Raw genomic sequence first — 19537 nt, 5'->3', positions numbered from 1 at the left:
TTATTTCTCCTGAGTTAGAAACTGGTTATATAAATCTAAAAATTCGCTGGTGTTAACAAATAAGGTTTCAATTTCTTCAACCACGACTGAATCTTTACTATCAACAGATAAAGCACCAAACGCGACGTAATAATCTTGGTCGCCAATTTTATTGATGCAAATTGCGGTTAATGGCAATAAGTGGTGTGAATGTAAAATTAAATCATTTAACGCTGCTTTATCAGTAACATCAGATGCTGGAAATAAGGCAGTTTCAACAATAATTTGTTGCGAGCCAACATAAACAAACGCATCGATACCTTCATCGTTTGAAATAGAAAGACAATCGCCTTCCGCTTCAACTACCCAATCTGGTTGTGATTCGGCTAGCGTTTTTAAAGAAGTGTTACTCCAAGTCATGGGTGGTTCCTTTTTTATATTTGTGTAACATAGGTCACGAATATAGCACTATGTTTTGTTATGTCAACACCAAGACACAAAAATTACTTATTAATTAATATGTATGTTATAAATACCTAACAGCCAGTTAACTAATTTTGTTTTTTATGTCTGAGATCGTCACCAAAGTTGTAAGTTATTTATAACTTTAACTTGGTATCAGTTAATCAATCAGGCAAAGCAGGAGATAATGTAATGGATCAAAATCAAAGCGTCAAAAATCGTAAAGCGATGACTCCTTACAAACAGACAATAGCACGTTACATTCGTTCCGCTATGATGTTAAAAGGGTTAAAGTACAATGACCTTGCCGATAAGTTAGAACAACGTGGATTATTAATGACACCTGAAAACTTGCGCAGCAAAGTAAGTAAAGGAATGTTTTCTGCCGATCTCTTTGTCGCCATTATTGAAGTACTAAATGTTGAGCAAGATGCATTGGTCGACATTGTTAAATTGTTAAATGAAAAGTGAAGTAAATAAAATGAGTGAGTCGATAATTAACAAATTTTTACCCAAAGATATCTTAATCTTACTCGCCGTAATGTGGGGGATATTTTTAATTGATTTGATCATCCCTTTTGTCAGCTTAAATGTTTTTGGTATCCGACCACGTTCGCTATCAGGATTAATTGGAATAATTTTTTCTCCATTTTTACATGGGGGATTTGGACATATCTTTTCAAATAGCGTTTCTTTATTAGGCACGGCAATTTTAGTTAGATTAGCGGTTGGTAGTAAACAGCTTAGGTATATTGTTTTACTGGGTATTATCGGATCTGGTATAGGTACTTGGTTGTTTGCCAGTGGCGGTTTAATTGTTGGCGCTTCAGGCCTTGTCTATGCGTTGATAGGCTTTTTATTTACTCAAGCTTATTTTAACCCAAGTTTACGCAGTTGGTTTAGCGCCATTTTATCTTTTGTCTTATTTGGTGGCGCCTTGTTATCGTTATTTAATATGTTGCCTTATATCTCTTGGGCAGCGCATTTTTGGGGTTTTGTTTCTGGTATTGCTATTGCTTATATCTTTAAGGCAAAACCATCAGAAGAAGATAAATAAACCGCTATTTGAGTATTTACAGTGTGGGGTTTAACAGCCTATATCTTGGTTGTTGCGCCACATTGATATCGTTTTAGTAATGAATTCAGTTAACTTTGCACTATCTAATTTAGTTGATTTTTTAAAACGTAAACAACCTTTGCCCACATCCAAATTGGCCGTTAGTTCACCTGTAGGATCTATTTTTGAAATATCCCCAACATATAATCCCACGTGTTGTTTTTGGGCGTTTAAATGAAATACGTTGTCACTGCCATCATTTAAACCATAACCTAACATCTTATATTTAATGTGTTCTTGCAGTTCTGGTGCATGGTCCAAAATTATTGTTCTTATTTGATTTAATACACTTTTACGCCAGTCGTCATCTAAACATTTGATGTATTGATCTGGTGTATTCACTTCGTATTGCATAAATTTCCCCAACAGCATGTTTTTAACATGATAGCAGAGTCACAAATGTAAAATATATAAATACAATGCGCACATTAATTGCATTAGTTTCAATAGATTAGGTCAGGATTAAACTCATATTTTAATATCTGAACTTACACGCCAAATTTAATTTATTGATAATTAAGAGTATTTTCATGTATTTAGTTAAATATACACTAATGAGTCTAGGGCTATTGGCAACGTTGTATTCTGGGGTGGCAAGTAGCAATGAGACAAACCTTGCCGTATTTCATGCTGACTTTGAAAAAATAGACAGTAAGTTACACATCACAATTCCTACCGAAATCGTTCAGCCTGCGTTGCATGAATATTTTCCTCATTTAGCAGGGAAAGAATTAACAGAAACGGACATTAAACAATATCTGGCCTTATACATTAGGAATACGGTTAAGCTGCAATATGGCGCTTATCCTATGGCATTAGGCGAAGAAGGTATGACCATGGATAGTGAGTACATCAATATCGTGATGAAGTTAGGTAAGATACCTAGAGGTGCTAATGAGTTGTTAGTAGAAATAAACAGTTTTGAGTTTTTGCCTCAGCAAAATAATGTTTTTAAACTAAGCAAGTTTGGAAACGCAGAACAAGAGCTTACCTTGTACGCTAAAAATAGATTTAGTGCGTCAGTGTCGTTATAAATTCGTTTAAGTTAGGTTGTTCATCCAACGTTTGTTTTTAACCCTGACGCCAAACATGAATGCTTTTATAAACTCTTCGGAGTAAGAAATAATGACCACATAAACAAACGCTAATTCCCAATAAAAAGCGGCCAAAAAGGTTAAAGGTAACGCAACGACCCACATTGCAATGGCATCCGTCATCAGGCAGAAACGGTTATCCCCACCGGCTCGTAACACCCCTAAAGCTAAAGTCATGTTAATTACTTTCATCCAAGACAGCAGTGCAATAACCACAAATACTTGGCTAGCTAACTCCAACGATTGTAATGAAGCACCTTGGTAAGGCAGTAGAATGATATCTTTGGCCAGCAGTAACAGCGCACCGATAATAATGGCAATAACAGGGGATATTAGTGAGAACGTTTTAGCAACATTCCAAGCCTCAGTTAGCTTTTTAGCACCTAAATGTTGCCCAACTAAAATAGAACAGGCTGAGGCAATGCCAAAAAACACTGAGATTATGATGCCTTCTACGGGCAGTAACATACTGATCACCGCTAATTCATTAATGCCCATGCGGCCATAAATTAACTGGTAACAAAAAGAACCTAAAGACCAAATGCCAAAACCAAACATCATAGGGGCGACAAGTTTTAATAATTTAAGCCAATCGGCTTTATTATTTAACAAACTAAAATCACTACGTTTAACGGATAACTGATGTTTTATGTGTTTTAAAATGAGTAACATCAGCACCATTTGAAATAGTCGAGATGCTGTTGTAGCGATAGCAGCGCCAGTAACGCCCATTGGTTCAATACCAAGTCCACCGTTGATTAGCCAATAATTTAATACCACATTTAATAAGATAGAAAATACACTGAATAGCAGCGGCAATTTAACTTGGTTGATGCTCCTAAGAGCATTTTCTAATACTTGGATAACCGCGACGAAGACCATGCTTGGCATGGTTATCCATAAATAGGTCTGCCCTAAGTGAATAACATTTTGATCTTCAGTGCCTAAACTTAATATGCTGTCGGCATAAAAGAAGTTTAAAATAATGATTGGGAGTAATGCCATCAGCCCATATATGCTGCCGATAATTATATTTAATCTAATTTTATTAGTTTGGCCTGCACCATGATATTGCGCGGCTAGTATGCCTACCCCCCAACTAAGTCCTAACACAATAACCATGACAACAAACATGACTCTATTACCGAGTCCAACCGCGCCAATAGCCGCATCGCCCAAATGACTAACCATAACCACGTCAATCATGCTCAAGAGCGTGACCAATATGTTTTGTAGTGATATTGGCCAACCTAATTTTAAGGTCTGTTTAATTTGTTGTTTGTTTAGCATTTAATTCCAATTGGGACGGTCAAAAAGCACTGAATTTTTTAGGAAAGAGATATAGAGATAGTTTAATGTAAATATCGAAAACATACGAATGACAATTGTAAAACTCTATTGGTTTTCCCATTGTTAAGGTAATGTGAAGTGGAGGGAAGTTGTTAAGAATACATACATTGGAAATGTGAACATTCTTGATATAAAAAACGCAGCCTGAGCTGCGTTTTATAACAAGCTATTTATCAGTGAATGAGTTTTGCTAGAGCCCCATTCTGTAATAGGACTTTAGCTTTTTCTATATCTGGCGCAAAGTAACGGTCTTCATCATAAAATGGCACTTCAGAACGCAGACGTGATTTACCTTGTTCTATTAAGTCAGTGGATTTTAACGGTGCTCTAAAATCTAATCCTTGGCAGGCAGCCAACCACTCTACTGCCAAAATATAAAATGTATTTTCCGACATATCCCATAATCTTCTTGCTGCAAACGTCGCCATAGAAACATGGTCTTCTTGATTGGCACTGGTTGGTAAGCTATCAACTGAAGCCGGGTGTGCAAAGGTTTTGTTCTCAGACGCTAAGGCTGCCGCGGTAACTTGGGCAATCATAAAACCTGAATTTACACCGCCGTTATCAACTAAAAATGGCGGTAATTTACTTAAATTGGAATCAATTAACATGGCCATTCTACGTTCGGATAATGCACCAATTTCACTAATAGCGATGGCTAAGTTGTCTGCAATCATAGCAATGGGTTCTGCGTGGAAATTGCCCCCAGATATTATGTCTGCCCCTTCTTCATTCAAAAACACTAACGGGTTGTCAGTGACTCCATTGGCTTCAATTCTTAGAATATCACCAGCATGACGTACTTGATCTAAACATGCCCCCAGAACTTGAGGTTGGCAACGTAATGAGTAAGGATCTTGCACTTTGTCGCAGTTGATATGAGACTTTCCAACTTCAGAGTCATCTTCAAGTATCACTCTGAACATGGTTGCAACATCTATTTGTCCAAGCTGACCACGAGCTAAATGTATGCGCTCATCAAACGGTGAACGTGAACCAAGCGCGGCTTCCAACGAGGTAGCACCAATTAAAATAGAGGACGCTAATAAATCTTGAGCAAAGAAATAACCTTGTAAGGCCAGAGCTGTCGATGTTTGTGTGCCGTTTAATAATGCCAAACCTTCTTTTGGTGCTAAGTTTATTGGCGATAGTCCAGCGTGTTGCATGCCTTCGCGGCCTGATTTTATTTCGCCATTAATACGTACTTCACCTTCACCTAACAAAGGTAACACTAAATGCGCTAATGGCGCTAAATCGCCAGACGCTCCAACTGAACCTTTTTCTGGTACACATGGATAAACTTCATGGTTTACCAAATCAATCAAGGCTTGAATCACCGATAAGCGGATGCCTGAAAAACCACGAGAAAGTGAATTGATTTTTAATACCAACATTAAACGCACAACGTTATCAGATAAGTATTTGCCAATGCCTGCCGCATGAGACAGAACAATTTTACGCTGTAATATCTCTAATTCTTGTTTGGAAATACGAGTATTGGCTAATAAACCAAAGCCTGTATTGATGCCGTAAACAACACGGTCTTCATCTATGACTTGTTGCACCGCTGCTTGGCTGCGAGTAATGGCATCAAAGGCACTTTCGTCCAGAATTAATTTAACGGGATGTTCGTAAACTTCTCTTAGCGTATCTAAGTCAAGTTGACCGGGTATTAATTTGATCGTTTTCATTTTTATATTCCTAATTTACCAAGGATTATCTTTATTATTTTGCTTGGCTTTCAAAGTGGAAATTATTATTAATTTTCTAAAGAAGGGAGATTTAACCCTTGGTCTTTAGCGCATTGTTTAGCAATGTCATAACCTGCATCGGCATGGCGCATAACGCCAGTGGCTGGGTCATTCCACAATACATTGGCAATACGTTTATCAGCAGCATCAGTGCCATCCGCAACTATGACAACACCTGAGTGTTGACTGAACCCCATGCCTACGCCGCCGCCATGATGAATGGATACCCAAGTGGCACCACCGGCTGTATTTAATAAGGCGTTTAATAAAGGCCAATCTGAAACCGCGTCAGATCCATCCAACATGGCTTCTGTTTCACGGTTTGGACTTGCCACTGAACCTGAATCAAGGTGATCTCGACCAATAACAACAGGGGCAGATAATTCGCCATTTTTCACCATTTCATTAAAAGCTCGAGCAATACGCGCACGGTCTTTTAAACCAATCCAACATATACGAGCTGGTAGGCCTTGGAATTGAATGCGTTCTCGGGCCATGTCTAACCAATTATGTAAGTGCGGATTATCAGGAATAAGTTCTTTCACTTTGGCGTCGGTTTTATAAATATCTTCAGGATCACCTGATAAGGCAACCCAGCGGAAAGGTCCAATGCCTTCACAAAATAAAGGACGGACATAAGCAGGTACAAAACCTGGGAAATCAAATGCGTTTTTAATACCTTCTTCAAATGCCATTTGTCGAATATTATTGCCGTAGTCTGTGGTTGCTGCGCCAGCGTCTTGTAAATCCAACATTGCTTGCACTTGCACTGCCATGGATTGTTTGGCGGCTTTCACTACCGCAGCTTCATCTTTTTTACGCATATCGGCAGCATGTTCCATGCTCCAACCTAATGGTAAATATCCATTTAATGGGTCGTGTGCTGATGTTTGATCGGTCACCACATCCGGTGTAATGCCACGTTTAACTAACTCTGGAAATACATCTGCCGCGTTACCTAATAAGCCAACTGAAATAGCTTCGCCTTTTGCTGTGGCTTCATTGATCATGGATAAAGCCTGATCTAATGATGTGGCTTTTTTATCGACATAACGTGTTTTAATCCGAAAGTCGATACGAGACTCATCACATTCAACCACTAAGGCACAAAAACCAGCCATGGTGGCCGCAAGTGGTTGTGCACCACCCATGCCGCCTAAACCGCCAGTTAATACCCACTTTCCAGCAGCATTACCGTCAAAGTGCTGTTTGGCCATGGCAACAAAAGTTTCGTATGTACCTTGGACTATGCCTTGTGAGCCAATGTATATCCAAGAGCCTGCGGTCATTTGGCCGTACATCATCAGACCTTGTTTATCTAACTCGTTAAAGTGTTCCCAATTAGCCCAGTGCGGCACTAGGTTTGAGTTGGCAATTAATACGCGGGGCGCATTTTCATGAGTGGTGAAAACGCCAACGGGTTTACCTGATTGGATTAATAGCGTTTGGTCATCTTCCAATTGGTCTAAGACTTCAACGATTTTGTCATAAGCTTGCCAGTCACGAGCCGCACGTCCAATACCTCCATACACCACAAGACTTTGAGGATGTTCGGCAACGTCATTATCTAAGTTATTCATCAACATGCGTTTTGCTGCTTCGGTTAACCAAGACTTCGCTGTTATTGTTGTGCCTGTAGCGGCTTTGATATTTCTGCTTAGGTCTAATCGTTTATCAGTCATAATTTAATTCTCTTAATAAAGATAGTGGATATAACGTAGTCCACTTTTGATTAATTATTGGTGTTATTAAAGGTTAAGTATTTTTGAACGTTAAATGGCCGCTCAATCGGTAACTGGACCCTGGGTAGATAATTTGAGCAAAACAAACCACGCCATTTTTACTTGAAGTCTTACGCGTTAACTGCAAACAAGGTTCTTGGTTGGTTAATTGTAACCACTCACATACTTGAGCGTTCGGGGCGATAGCTTCGATCGTATGCTGCGCTTCAGTCAACGGAGCGACTTGAGTTAAATACTCATGTGGTGAGGTTTGTTTAAAATCTTGTGACAAATATTCTGGGGCAAGTTTGGGATTAACAAAACGTTCTTCTAGTTGCACTGGTTTGCCATTTTCTTGATGCACAATAATGGAGTGTGCAATTGGACTGTCAATAGCAACATCTAGAGCGATAGCAATCGATGTAGAAGCAATTACTTGTTCTAATTGAATTTGGATTGCTTGGTGTGTATGACCCCGTTCTTTAATTTCATCCGCGATATCACGAATTTCAAACATAGAACCTTGGTTTTTTAAAGACGCAACAAAAGTACCTGAACCTTTGGTGCGAATTAATAAACCTTGTTGGTTTAATTCCTCTAACGCTCGTCGAGCTGTCATTCGGCTGACTGAAAAGTCTTCAGCCAGTTTGTTTTCAGAAGGGACAGGATCATTTTCTTGCCATTCGCCAGATTCAATTTTTGTCAAAATATGTTTTTTTATTTGTTGAAACTTTGCAGCCATGTTTGATAACCAGAGTTCTTGTCTAGGTGTCTGATGCATAAAAGTTCAGACACAAATTGTATATACATCTTTGAGCGTGTGTAAGAAAATGCCATATTAAAGATGTATATACAACTTAATTGTATTATAGTTTTGACATTAAGATTTAATTTGCCAAGTTTAGGTGTTGTGATGAGTTTAAAAGAAGCCATGCAAGTTGTTGATTTAGTGATTAATAATGTTCATGTGATGACGATGTCATCTACGGTAAATAATGCTTATGGATTAATACAAAACGGTTTAGTTGCTATTCATAACCAAAACATCGTTTGGGTTGGTGAGCAGAAACAAGCTCCAAACTTTCAAGCGGTTGAAACGGTAAATGGACAAGGTAAGTATTTATCACCCGGGCTTATTGATTGTCATACCCATTTGGTTTTTGCCGGTAATCGTGCCAATGAATTTGAGCAACGATTGACGGGTGTTAGTTATGAAGAAATTGCAAAACAAGGTGGCGGTATCATATCAACGGTTAAAGCCACGAGAGCGGCAACAGAACAAGAGCTGTTAGATTTAGCTATAAAACGAGCAACACAACTTATGTCTGAGGGTGTGACTAGTTTAGAAATTAAATCGGGTTATGGGTTAGATACTGATACTGAAATTAAAATGCTAAAAGTTGCCCGTAAAGTAGGGGGGCAGCTTCCAATTAATGTAAAAACAAGCTTCTTGGGGGCTCATGCTATACCGCCTGAATTTAAAGATAATGCCGATGGTTATATTGATTTATTAGTAAATGAAACATTACCTTTAGTGGCCGATTTAGGGCTAGCGGATGCGGTTGATGGATTTTGCGAAAATATCGGCTTTTCACCTAAACAAATGAGCAAGTTGTTCGATAAGGCTAAAGCATTAAATTTACCAGTTAAGTTACATGCTGAGCAGTTAAGTGATTTGTCTGGTGCCGAGTTAGTTGCAAATTATCATGGTTTGTCTGCCGATCATTTAGAGTATTTATCTGACAACAGCATTAAGGCGATGCAACAAAACAATACCGTTGCTGTTTTATTACCGGGGGCATTTTATACCTTGTCGGAAACTAAGTTACCGCCAATTACTCAACTTAGACAAGCCAATGTACCTATAGCAATTGGCAGTGACTTCAATCCAGGCTCTTCGCCTTTGTGTTCATTAAAGTTGATGTTACACATGGCGTGTACGCAGTTTAAATTGACCCCTGAAGAAACAGTACTGGGAGTGACCAAAAATGCGGCTTTGGCATTAGGTCTTGATAATAAAGGGACGATAGAACAGGGGCAAAGTGCAGATCTGTGTTTGTGGGATATTCAGCACCCGGCAGAACTTGCTTATACGTTTGGGATTAATCCGCTATTAACTTCTTGGGTGGAAGGCAAAAAAGTAAGTTTGTAACTTTATACTCAATTCTCATTTTTTGCACATTTAGCTCTTATTATTCATATTCAAAATAATAGGAGCAACTATGAATTCTTTAAGATTATTAAATTTAACGGTTTTACTGGTAAGTGTTGCGTTAGTAGGTTGTGACTCTGTTGATTCGGAAGATAACACCACGACAACAAGTGACGGTGTTTTACATTCTGCATTCGCAGAATTTGATAGCAACAATGTAAGTGTTGTTTTAAGCGGCTCAGAGGTCATTATTGAAACGAATGGCCTCCCAAATCATACCTCCCCTTATTGGTCTTCTGAGCATGAACTATTTGTCGAACCGACAGTAACTACTTATCAAAAAATGGCACCCGGTGACATTGATGATTTTGTCGGGACGTATACGTTAACTGTCTCATCCTCGCCAGAAAAAGCAACAAACTCATCTTCAACAGGCCTCGGCGCTATTGGTATAGCGGTGAGTGGTTCTGTTATTTACAATGATGAAGAAGGTCCAGGTATTCCTTTAGATGGAGCAATTGGTAGTTTGGATTTTAATGGTGCTCATACTGGCCCGCAAAGTTTTCATTACCATTTAGAGCCTATTTCATTTTCTGATGACGATAGTAATTTAATTGGGGTTATCAGCGACGGATTTTTTCTTTATGGTCGTAAATGTAATTCCACAGGTACTTATCCTACAGACTTAGATGAATCAGGCGGACATACCGCACAAACACAACATAGTGAGAGTGAAGAATACCACTACCATATAGAAAACGAAGTGTACTTAGGTTCATACTATATTTTATTCCCTGGTAACTACCAAGGTACAGCTAGTGCGATACGCTAGTTTAATTCTATTACTATTGCCTGTGTTGTTTGTTTTAAACTTTGAAACAACACCAACACAAGTTAATAGTAACGAGATAACGTTATCTGCTAACAATGGCTTACGTATTTATCAAGGTAAACCTTTCACCGGTGATGTTATTTCGTTTTACCCCAATGGTACTACTGCCAAGTTAGCTAGTTTTCAAAATGGTTTGCGCCATGGTTATTTAAAGCAATGGTTCCCTAATGGAAAATTGAGCTTTCACTCATTATATGAAAATGGCCGTTTACACGGAAAAACGAAAAGCTGGTGGAGCAATGGGAATTTAAGATCGGTAAGTAACTATGAGCTGGGTAAAGTTCATGGCGATTCTTTGCAATGGTATGCCACTGGCGAGAAGTTTAAGAAGTTACATTACGACCAAGGTCAAGAGTCCGGCTTACAACAAGCCTGGCGTCGAAACGGAAAGTTATTTAGTAATTATGAGTATATTAATGGGCGAATTTACGGACTTAAACGCTCAAACATGTGTGTGGAGTTAGAAGATGAAAAAGTTATTGTTAGTAATTAGTGTCCTGACCACAATCTTGTATACCAATATTAGTTTGGCAGAGAGTTCACTTAAAGATAATAATTTACCTTATTATAATGGGCCAGAATTTACACCTAATTGGTTAAAGCCTGATAGTAAAGAGTTAACTGATTTTCATAAAATTTCAGATTTTAAGTTTATGAATCAACTGGGAGAATTTGTCACTCAAGAAGACATGAAAGGGAAAATATATTTGGCTAGCTTTTTCTTTACGTCTTGTCCCGGTATATGTCCCAAAATGCAATCTCAGTTAGCTAACGTGCAAACAGAGTTTAGAGATAATAATGATGTATATATTATCTCGCATTCTATCCAACCGGAAAATGACACTGTAGAAGTTCTACAAGACTACGCAGATGAAAATGATATACAGGCAGGTAAATGGCATTTAGTCACAGGTAAAAGAGAAGATATCTATACGATTGCCCGAGAAGACTATTTTGCAAATGAGGATTTAGGAGAGTATGTCAGTAACAATGATTTCCTCCATACAGAGAATATCGTCCTTGTTGATCACAATCGCCATATTCGCGGTATCTACAATGGTTTGAATAAAACATCTATTAACCACTTAATTACAGATATTAACACTCTACAAAAAGAGATCTCCCAATCTAAATAATGTTCTTCTCTCAAAAGGTAATAACAGGGTTGTTACCTTTTGCTCACAATCTATATCTGAATAGATAACATATCCACTCTATTTCCTACAGTCACATTCCTTTAAACGACAAAGTGACGATCAAATAATTCCATATTTAGCCATAACTTATAACTAAAAGTTTATGTTTTGTAATTCAATGTTTTGACATTTAACGTTCTAACTATCTGTTTTTAAATGTAAAAATTTAATTTTCGTAATTAGTTTGTAAAACTTTCATATCACACTACAAAAAACAGAGTAATTACGTTAGAATGCCATGCAAGGTCGTTTGTTAAGTTACAAATTAGCATGTTTAAGTAGAGCATTAGTCTTTATAGATAAGTGGGTGTTAGCAAAGAATCCATTTATCTATACAGATTTCTTTTTAAATTTAACTATGATTCGGTGAACTTAAATGGCTAAAAATATAGATTTATCGCAGTACGGCATAACAGATGTTAATGAAGTTATATATAACCCTTCATACGATGTGCTGTATGAAGAAGAGACTAATCCAGCCTTAACAGGTTACGAAAAAGGAACAGTCACTGAACTTGGTGCCATTAACGTTAGCACTGGTATATTTACCGGTCGTTCACCAAAAGATAAATTTATAGTAGAAGATGAGATCACAAAAGACACAATGTGGTGGAACTCTAAAACTGCTCCAAATGATAACAAACCTATCTCTAAAGAAATTTGGCAAGATCTTAAAGGTTTAGTCAGTAAACAACTTTCAGGTAAAAAATTATTTGTTGTTGATACATTTTGTGGTGCTAATGAAAAAGTACGACTTAAGGTACGGTTCATTACGGAAGTTGCGTGGCAAGCCCACTTTGTTAAAAACATGTTTATCCGTCCTACAGAAGCAGAGTTGGAAAACTACGGTGAGCCTGACTTTGTTGTGATGAATGGTTCTAAAACATCTAATCCTAATTGGCAAGAACAAGGCTTAAATTCAGACGTATTTACCGTATTCAATTTAACTGAAAAAATGCAGATCATTGGTGGTACTTGGTACGGCGGCGAAATGAAAAAAGGTATGTTCGCTATGATGAACTATTACCTTCCGTTACAAGGTATGGCATCAATGCATTGCTCAGCTAATGTGGGTAAAGAAGGTGATGTTGCTATATTTTTTGGTTTATCAGGTACAGGTAAAACAACTTTATCAACAGACCCTAAACGTGAATTGATCGGCGATGATGAACATGGCTGGGATGAGGATGGCGTATTTAACTTTGAAGGAGGTTGTTACGCTAAAACTATCGACCTAGATAAAGAAAGTGAGCCTGATATTTATAATGCAATTCGCCGTGATGCTTTATTAGAGAATGTTACGGTTGATGAAAATGGTAAAATTGATTTTACTGACGGTTCTGTGACTCAAAATACTCGAGTATCATACCCAATCAATCACATTGATAACATTGTGAAGCCAGTATCTAAAGCAGGGCATGCCAAAAAAGTTATTTTCTTAACGGCTGATGCCTTTGGTGTTTTACCTCCTGTATCTAAGCTAACCGATGAACAAACTAAGTATCATTTCTTATCTGGCTTTACTGCTAAATTAGCCGGTACTGAACGAGGCATTACTGAGCCATTACCAACGTTCTCATCTTGTTTTGGTAAGGCATTTTTAACCTTACACCCGACTAAATACGCAGAAGTGTTAGTTGAGCGTATGAACGCATCTGGATCAGAAGCTTACTTAGTTAATACAGGTTGGAATGGCAGCGGTAAGCGAATCTCGATTAAAGATACTCGTGCGATTATCGACTCTATCTTGGATGGTTCAATCGAAAATGTACCTACCAAAATCATCCCAATTTTTAACTTGGAAGTACCAACTGAATTAGCTAATTGTGATACTGGCATTTTAGATCCAAGAGATACCTATGTTGATGAGGCGCAATGGCAAGAGAAAGCGGAAAGTTTAGCTGGTTTGTTTATTGATAACTTCGTTCAGTTTACTGATAATGAAGAAGGTCAGTCGTTAGTTGCAGCAGGTCCTCAGCTATAAGTTTTAGCTAAAGAGTAGGTTATAAAAGCTAATAAAAAGCCTTTGTTATTTTGAAGAAACAAAGGCTTTTTTATGCTTATGAGTTTAGCTTTTAATATTCAGAGGTTAATGCCAATAAGCTTGTTCTAAGCTGTCTTCTCTTTCAGGTAAACCTTTTGATAAACGTGGTGAGCTTTGTGATAACACCTCAAAACTGACTCGATTGGCGTATTTACATATTTGAGCCAAAGAAGAGTAGGTGATCGCAGGCACAGTATGTTTACTTGATTCCGGTACGTTCATTGAGTGATAAGCATTAGACGCAATATCATGTAATACCGCCGCCAAAGCGCCATCACCTGCACCATTAGTATTTTTGATTTTATCTGGGCCTCCCATATAAGGCGCAATATGAGAATATATCTTTATTGGTGCAGAGCATTGAGTTTGTGGTAACGGTCTTGAATATTCATAGCGATTAAATTCGGGAATGCTGCCAGGTAATAATGGGTATTGCGTACTACGTTTAAAGTTTTCGTCTGTAAAGCCAGCCATATAGAGTCCTTGTGGCCCAGCGGTGCAAAGGACTAAATCAGCTAAATCTAATGCAGCTTCGGCTGCTAACAATGGATCGCTGGTACCGACTAAAGCTTCTGCTTCTTCTTCATTCATGGCTAATACTTGCACATGTTGTTTAATGAAATCACGCCACCATTGTGGTTTTTCATCAATCATAAAACGAGTGCCTAAGGTGAGTACAACCGGCACATTATGTTTGTTGGCATATTCAATAGCTTTAAGCGCGGCTTTATCTAACGTATCCTCGCCACTGCAACGGGTAAAATAAGCGCTCACGACAAATGCACAAGAATTCTTAATTAAATCTTCATCGATAAATTCAGGTGTAAGTCTATTCATCTTGCCTGAGTCAATGGCAAAAGTGCGTTCACCATCTTCAGTGATCAGGGTGAAGGCTCTTCCAATGGCACCGTCTACAGGTTGTAAGTGTTGTAAATCAACCTTTGACGATGTATTACATAAGTACTGATATGCGTAATTACCTACTTTTATATTTTGACTCATCACACCATAAAGTACCGAACGATCATCCGCTAAAACAGAATAGTTGTGCATAGTGTTACCAATAGTGCCACCGGCATGTTGGTCAATAATAAGATTGTTATTTTCAATATATTGATACAAAGCTTCTGCAATCTCACTCGGTACTAATTGAGATAAGCCTTTTGTCAGTTTAAATTGTTGTAACAGCGTTTCAGGTACATGTGCTTCAATATCAACAATAGTTTGATCCATACCTACAATATAGGGATGTTCAAGTTCAACTTTTGTAGTTAACTTATTGGTTAATGGATCTTTTTTGTCAACAGGGAAGTAATGTTTGTGTTTTCGACGGCCTGGAAATCGCATGAATTTATTGCACTGTGCTAAAAATAATGGCGGGTATTATAAATTGTCTACAGATGAATAAACATAAACTTATCAACAATTGTTGAAAAATTTAAAGGGTTTTGTGTTGATAATAGAGCTAACTCAGTGGATAAAGAAATATCAGCCCACAAATTATATTATAGGCTGATGATAACTTAGCTTAATATAAATCTAAGTTGGCTTTTGCATATGCTTCAAATTCGTCACAACCGCCAATGTGTTTTTGGTCGATAAAAATCTGAGGAACGGTCTGCACAGGCTTGCCAACTGTTTTTTCGAGATCGGCTTGGCTAATGCCTTCTGCATGAATATCAACATAACGGAAGTTAAAATCGTCACGTTTTTCAGTAAGTTGTTCCGCAATTTCTTTTGCTCTAACGCAATATGGGCAAGCTGGACGACCAAAAATGACTGTAAACATAAAATTCTCCTCTAAACTGATTGATGTAATAATATGTAAAAATTTTATTAGATTAAATGGATTAAAACCGATGATGATAATAGTAAAAGTAGATGAATAATGATTGAGTCTCCATGCATAAGACAGTGTTGTTTGGATGATAACGATATTTGCTGTGGTTGTTACCGTCATATTACTGAGATTACAGGTTGGCAGAAGTTAACCATAGAAGAAAAAGAAAATGTGTTAAGTCGTTGTGATATGAGAAAAAAGAACCATACTTTTACCGAGCCTCGAAAATAAGTTCTGATTACAACGGAGGGTAAGCTTAATGGTTCGAACTCCTAAACATTTATTGATAGTTGATAACACCACCACCTGTGCAATGCGCATTAAAACGTTAGCACAGATCCATGGAGCTAAAGCGAAGTTAGTCCACTGGAGTGAGTGGGACCGATTTTCCATAAATGAAATGGAGAATTTACCTTGTATGCTGATTATTGAGCAAACCGTTCCCTTACATGTCGTTCACTCTCTTTTAGATACATTGCCAAATATCCCATTATTTATCCTTTTTAATCCGAATAAACCATTAATCCCTTGGCCTATAAAGCGTCAAATAAATCCATTGTCGAGTGCATTGTCAAATTTTGAAATTGTTTCAATCATCGAACCTTATTGGTTAGAAGACAAAACCATCAACTTACCCAATGTCGTAGTTATCGATAGTACACCTGAAAGTGCATTTCAAATAAATTCTGTTTTATCTCAAGCTCATATACCTTGCACCTTAACGCATGAGGTTAATTTAACGTTATTACAGGGCGTTGACCTTGTTCTAGTTAATATCACTGAAAATAAGGACAGGTTAGGGCAATTGGAAAAAATTAAACAAACTTATCCTTTAATTGGCGCGATTGTATATGGAGAGCAAACATCATTATCTAGTTTTAAGTTTATTGAGTTTGCGATAAAAGTGGGCGTGAACGATATTTTAGATATCCAAAAATTAGAATCTAATTGGCTAGCCAAGTTTAACCGTGTTTGGCAAAAAACAGCTGAAATGAAAGAAGAGTTATTGGTGTCGAGCAATATCCAAAAGTCATTTGACGTATTGTTAGAAAAAAGTTTGATATCAGAAGTGTTGATGGCGAATTCAATGGATGGCATTTTGGCCTTTTCTGAGGATGGTTCAATATTAAAAAATAATGACGGTTTTTGTGAGTTATTGGGGTTGATTGATGAACAAGTAAAAAATGCCAATGTATTTAATTTAATATCCAGCCAATCTAAAAAACAATTACAAAAGCTGTTGTACAGTGATTATTTATTCCAACAACAATTTTTAGATCTTCATTTATTACATGAGCATGGCGTTGCGATACCAGTTTCAGTATCAATTAATAGAATTAATCTTCATGGTCAATATGTATATATTGCGGTTATGCGAAATAACGTTAACCAGCAATTACAGAAGAAAATCCTTGTTCAACAAAACGCAAGACTTGAACATAAGGTGAAAGAAGTTGAACGGCAAAAAGAGCTGTTAGTTGAATTCACTAGAAAAAATAATCGTAAACAAAACATGTTTATGTCTCACTTCACCCGCTATCTCATTGCGCAAAATGAATCAGAAAACCAAATAACTAACGAAGTTATACATAAATTATATAACTTGGATTTAATATGTACATTACAAGCAGAGCAAGAGCCTATTCGTTTTCAAACTATCAATTTAAAAACCATGATAGATAAAACCTTAGTTGTGCTTGAAGATGCTATAAGTGCAAAGAAAATAAGTGTCATTAATGATGTAAACACAGAAGTCGTTGTGAGATTTACCGAAGACCACCTGCAAAAGATCATTTACGAACTATTACATAACTCGGTTTTATATAACTTACAAGAGGCTTCGATACAGATTACATCTCAGTATCAGGCAGAACAACGAATTGAATTAATAATCGCAGATACCGGTTTAGGTATTTTAGAGCATAAACAATTAAGCATATTTGATTTACAAGAAATAAATGATGGAACCTCTATTGAAACTTGTTGTACAGGATTGCCACTTTGTAAATTACTAGCTCAACACAATCAGGCTGATATTCAGGTGGATAATAATTATCAAAAAACAAAAGTGATAGGTTCAATATTTAGCCTATATATGGAAAAAGAATAAAAAAATACGATTTTTTTTGCATATCAATGGACATTTAATGAGCTTTATTAAAATTATGTGCTATTATCTGTTTCGTCTTTACAGAGACATATTTAATATTGTTATTTGCTTCATGTGTTTATAAACCTCTAGACTCAATTTTTTGGTCGATATTGAGACGTTATCCTTCCATAAGTTACATCGCAATTTAATATTTCCCTTTGAAGATAATGTCGGCACATGTTGTGTCCTAAAAAAGTAAATTTAAATCGAGGTTTATATGTCTAAATCGACTGGTACAGTTAAATGGTTCAACGAAGAGAAAGGTTACGGATTTCTTACTCAAGATAATGGCGGCAAGGACGTATTCGTTCATTTCCGTGCTATCGCTGGTGACGGATTCAAAACTTTAAAAGAAGGCCAAGCGGTTTCTTTCGAAGTTGAAGACGGTCAAAAAGGTTTGCAAGCAGCAAACGTTGAATTAGCTTAATTTTCTAATTCTAAAAAAAAAGTGGCTTTTAAGCCGCTTTTTTTATGCCTGTAATTTACCCACTTGTTCTCACTTCCAATTTTCATTTCCCATATAACTCAATTCTATTATTTCTCAATCCCTTTATAATTTTCCTTAGTTAACAAATAAATTTATATTCTTTTAAACCTTTTTTGTTTCATATGATACTAATCAACCACACAACAGAAACTAATAAAGAGAAACTTACTTGTGTCATCAAATGTGATTGCCCCAGAACAATTTCAAGGGCGAACTAATAAAGCAGAAAATGACGACGTAATCGTTGCCCAATTAAAACGGGGTGAACAATCGGCATTAAGAAAACTCTACGATTTATATGGCAATCGAGTTTATGCGTTGTGTTTACGTTTATCTGGCGACCGTGAAATTGCAGAAGACATCACTCAAGAGGTTTTTGTACAAATATGGCAAAAAGTACATAACTTTAGAGGGGACAGTAAGTTCTCAACATGGTTGTATTCGGTGGCAAGTAATGTGGCTATCAGTCACATGCGAAAACAAAAAAAATGGTGGCGTTCATGGTTTGGTTCGGATCAACAAAACGAAACCGCATTATCAAATTTAGAAGTAAACGATGAGCAATCTAATCATGATTTAAGTCGCAGTGGTTTAGATAAACACATAGCTAAATTGCCAGAACAAGCCAGAATCGTTTTTGTTTTATTTGCAGTTGAAGGTTGGCGACATGAAGAGATTAGTCAAGAATTGCAAATCGCTGTTGGCTCAAGTAAGTCGCAATATCATAGGGCTAAACAGTTATTACAATTGGCCATTAATTCAGAGTTAAATGGGTGATGTTATGAGTACAGACAATATCAAACAAAAAGATGTGTTAGCTCAAGCGCAAGAGTTGCCTAAAGAGTTAACACCAGATCGAGATTTGTGGGTAGGCATTGAACAAGCGATTGCAAAGACGCCTCAACAAAATATATATCAAAATGAAGTTAATTGGTTTCAGATTGGCAAGATCGCGGCAGCGTTTACTCCAATAGCCTTGGTTTTAGGGATTTGGTTAAGTTCTGGAAGTAGTCAATCGATGCATAACAACTGGCTCAATCCGCTTGTAGCAAGTTATGAGATTCAGAAAAAACAGTTATTACAAAACGTAAATTTAGAACGTCCAATTATTAATAATTGGCAAAGTTCGATGGCGGAATTAGAACGGGCGGAGAAGTCTCTAATTAAAGCATTAGAAAGTCAGCCGGAAGATCCGGCATTAATGAAAATGTTAAATCAGGTTTATCAAAAACAAATAAGCTTAATTAAGCAAGCTTATAAACCTCAATTAAAACGTTATCACCAAATTTAAAGAAAGCAG

General features: G+C 37.2%; 21 protein-coding genes. 13 read left to right on the top strand and 8 right to left on the bottom strand.

From position 1 onward, the window contains the following. The gene (locus KO505_RS15290; protein ID WP_216056322.1) at positions 1-399 is read right to left on the bottom strand and encodes a DUF2170 family protein; all 399 of its coding nucleotides are present in this window, start codon (positions 397-399) and stop codon (positions 1-3) included. A gap of 234 nt (positions 400-633) precedes the next feature. Here KO505_RS15290 and KO505_RS15285 point away from each other — a divergent pair, with 234 nt between their 5' ends. Together KO505_RS15285 and KO505_RS15280 are read left to right on the top strand one after the other, a co-directional pair. Then, complete coding sequence (locus KO505_RS15285) at positions 634-912, top strand: DUF6471 domain-containing protein (protein WP_216056321.1); 279 nt, start codon at positions 634-636, stop codon at positions 910-912. A 10-nt stretch (positions 913-922) separates the two neighbouring features. Next, complete coding sequence (locus KO505_RS15280) at positions 923-1498, top strand: rhomboid family intramembrane serine protease (RefSeq protein WP_216056320.1); 576 nt, start codon at positions 923-925, stop codon at positions 1496-1498. Between the two features lie 30 nt (positions 1499-1528). Here KO505_RS15280 and KO505_RS15275 read toward each other — a convergent pair whose 3' ends face one another. Continuing rightward, positions 1529-1912: an iron chaperone gene (locus tag KO505_RS15275; RefSeq protein ID WP_216056319.1), complete on the bottom strand. Its 384-nt coding sequence runs from the start codon at positions 1910-1912 to the stop codon at positions 1529-1531. Between the two features lie 176 nt (positions 1913-2088). On the opposite strand from KO505_RS15275, the gene KO505_RS15270 reads away from it, so the two are divergent. Beyond that, on the top strand, positions 2089-2592 hold the full coding sequence (locus KO505_RS15270) for a hypothetical protein (RefSeq protein WP_216056318.1): 504 nt from the start codon (positions 2089-2091) through the stop codon (positions 2590-2592). 6 nt (positions 2593-2598) lie between these two features. On the opposite strand, the gene KO505_RS15265 is transcribed toward KO505_RS15270, so the two are convergent. The 4 genes from KO505_RS15265 to hutC all read right to left on the bottom strand — a co-directional run bounded on the left by KO505_RS15265 (position 2599) and on the right by hutC (position 8216). After that, the gene (locus KO505_RS15265; RefSeq protein ID WP_216056317.1) at positions 2599-3942 is read right to left on the bottom strand and encodes an MATE family efflux transporter; all 1344 of its coding nucleotides are present in this window, start codon (positions 3940-3942) and stop codon (positions 2599-2601) included. Positions 3943-4175: 233 nt separating this feature from the next. Beyond that, complete coding sequence (gene hutH / locus KO505_RS15260) at positions 4176-5693, bottom strand: histidine ammonia-lyase (protein ID WP_216056316.1); 1518 nt, start codon at positions 5691-5693, stop codon at positions 4176-4178. A gap of 68 nt (positions 5694-5761) precedes the next feature. Continuing rightward, positions 5762-7435 (bottom strand): urocanate hydratase, encoded by a 1674-nt coding sequence (hutU, locus tag KO505_RS15255; protein WP_216056315.1) that lies wholly within the window; start codon positions 7433-7435, stop codon positions 5762-5764. Between the two features lie 73 nt (positions 7436-7508). Further along, positions 7509-8216, bottom strand: coding sequence for a histidine utilization repressor (gene hutC / locus KO505_RS15250; protein WP_216056314.1), 708 nt, complete (start codon positions 8214-8216; stop codon positions 7509-7511). A 171-nt stretch (positions 8217-8387) separates the two neighbouring features. Between hutC and hutI the strand changes: the two genes are divergently transcribed. The 5 genes from hutI (at position 8388) to pckA (ending at position 13698) form a co-directional block, all read left to right on the top strand. Next, entirely contained in the window at positions 8388-9626 is a 1239-nt protein-coding gene (gene hutI / locus KO505_RS15245) for an imidazolonepropionase (protein ID WP_252731824.1), read from the top strand. A 70-nt stretch (positions 9627-9696) separates the two neighbouring features. Then, a complete protein-coding gene (locus KO505_RS15240) occupies positions 9697-10458 on the top strand; it encodes a YHYH protein (protein WP_216056313.1) in 762 nt (253 codons plus the stop codon). Next, the gene (locus KO505_RS15235) at positions 10445-11011 is read left to right on the top strand and encodes a toxin-antitoxin system YwqK family antitoxin (RefSeq protein ID WP_371820012.1); all 567 of its coding nucleotides are present in this window, start codon (positions 10445-10447) and stop codon (positions 11009-11011) included. The genes KO505_RS15240 and KO505_RS15235 overlap by 14 nt, the downstream gene beginning before the upstream one ends. Next, on the top strand, positions 10986-11654 hold the full coding sequence (locus KO505_RS15230; RefSeq protein WP_216056312.1) for an SCO family protein: 669 nt from the start codon (positions 10986-10988) through the stop codon (positions 11652-11654). Before KO505_RS15235 ends, KO505_RS15230 begins: the two co-directional genes overlap by 26 nt. A gap of 436 nt (positions 11655-12090) precedes the next feature. Further along, on the top strand, positions 12091-13698 hold the full coding sequence (gene pckA, locus KO505_RS15225; RefSeq protein ID WP_216056311.1) for a phosphoenolpyruvate carboxykinase (ATP): 1608 nt from the start codon (positions 12091-12093) through the stop codon (positions 13696-13698). 105 nt (positions 13699-13803) lie between these two features. On the opposite strand, the gene KO505_RS15220 is transcribed toward pckA, so the two are convergent. Together KO505_RS15220 and KO505_RS15215 are read right to left on the bottom strand one after the other, a co-directional pair. Beyond that, a complete protein-coding gene (locus KO505_RS15220) occupies positions 13804-15105 on the bottom strand; it encodes an inosine/guanosine kinase (RefSeq protein WP_216056310.1) in 1302 nt (433 codons plus the stop codon). Between the two features lie 181 nt (positions 15106-15286). Next, the gene (locus KO505_RS15215) at positions 15287-15547 is read right to left on the bottom strand and encodes a GrxA family glutaredoxin (RefSeq protein ID WP_216056309.1); all 261 of its coding nucleotides are present in this window, start codon (positions 15545-15547) and stop codon (positions 15287-15289) included. 99 nt (positions 15548-15646) lie between these two features. Here KO505_RS15215 and KO505_RS15210 point away from each other — a divergent pair, with 99 nt between their 5' ends. The 5 genes from KO505_RS15210 to KO505_RS15190 all read left to right on the top strand — a co-directional run bounded on the left by KO505_RS15210 (position 15647) and on the right by KO505_RS15190 (position 19528). Further along, positions 15647-15829, top strand: coding sequence for a DUF1289 domain-containing protein (locus KO505_RS15210; RefSeq protein WP_216056308.1), 183 nt, complete (start codon positions 15647-15649; stop codon positions 15827-15829). A gap of 28 nt (positions 15830-15857) precedes the next feature. Continuing rightward, complete coding sequence (locus KO505_RS15205; RefSeq protein WP_216056307.1) at positions 15858-17708, top strand: ATP-binding protein; 1851 nt, start codon at positions 15858-15860, stop codon at positions 17706-17708. Positions 17709-17967: 259 nt separating this feature from the next. Continuing rightward, on the top strand, positions 17968-18177 hold the full coding sequence (locus KO505_RS15200) for a cold-shock protein (protein ID WP_216056306.1): 210 nt from the start codon (positions 17968-17970) through the stop codon (positions 18175-18177). Positions 18178-18423: 246 nt separating this feature from the next. After that, the gene (locus KO505_RS15195) at positions 18424-19014 is read left to right on the top strand and encodes an RNA polymerase sigma factor (RefSeq protein ID WP_216056495.1); all 591 of its coding nucleotides are present in this window, start codon (positions 18424-18426) and stop codon (positions 19012-19014) included. Between the two features lie 4 nt (positions 19015-19018). Further along, entirely contained in the window at positions 19019-19528 is a 510-nt protein-coding gene (locus KO505_RS15190) for a hypothetical protein (RefSeq protein WP_216056305.1), read from the top strand. The last annotated feature ends 9 nt before the right edge of the window (positions 19529-19537 follow it).

The sequence above is a fragment of the Psychrosphaera sp. F3M07 genome, assembly GCF_018860345.1.
Lineage (GTDB): Bacteria > Pseudomonadota > Gammaproteobacteria > Enterobacterales > Alteromonadaceae > Psychrosphaera > Psychrosphaera aquimarina.
Note: the sequence above shows the minus strand (reverse complement) of the source record. Positions and strands in the feature narration are given on the sequence as shown.